This window comes from Corynebacterium sp. UMB8791, assembly GCF_054166365.1.
Map to the genome: position 1 here is coordinate 1 of NZ_JBSZCG010000009.1, position 383 is coordinate 383.

The window sequence follows — 383 nt, forward strand, 5'->3', positions numbered from 1 at the left end:
ATGGATGGTGGTTTAGAGGTTGGGGTATGCGAGGGGGAGATTGACGCTATCACCCTGTCGTTGTCTGGGATGCCTACGGCTGGTTTTCCTGGCGCGACCACGATGCAGCCTCATTGGCCAAGCCTGTTTGAGGGTTACACCCGGGTGAACGTGTTCACAGACGGCGATGAGGCTGGTGACAAGTTCGCTAGCGCGCTGGCGAAGAAACTAAACAACGTTCGTGTTATCCGCTTCCCTGACGGGGAAGACGCGAACAGTATCTATCAGGAGCACGGCGCTGAGGCGCTTCAGGCTTATTGGGATTAGGAGCGAGTATGGAACTCATGTATTTGGAAGCAGAACCAGGAGAGTCTAGGCCACGCATCTACAACACTAACGCGCTG

Annotated in this window: 1 protein-coding gene; it reads left to right on the forward strand. The window is 55.1% G+C overall.

The window, feature by feature from the left end; genetic code table 11:
* Positions 1 to 306, forward strand: a 306-nt coding sequence (locus ACXIUA_RS00045; RefSeq protein WP_457975838.1) for a toprim domain-containing protein, incomplete at its 5' end; no start/stop codon positions are given.
* Positions 307 to 383 lie beyond the last annotated feature (77 nt).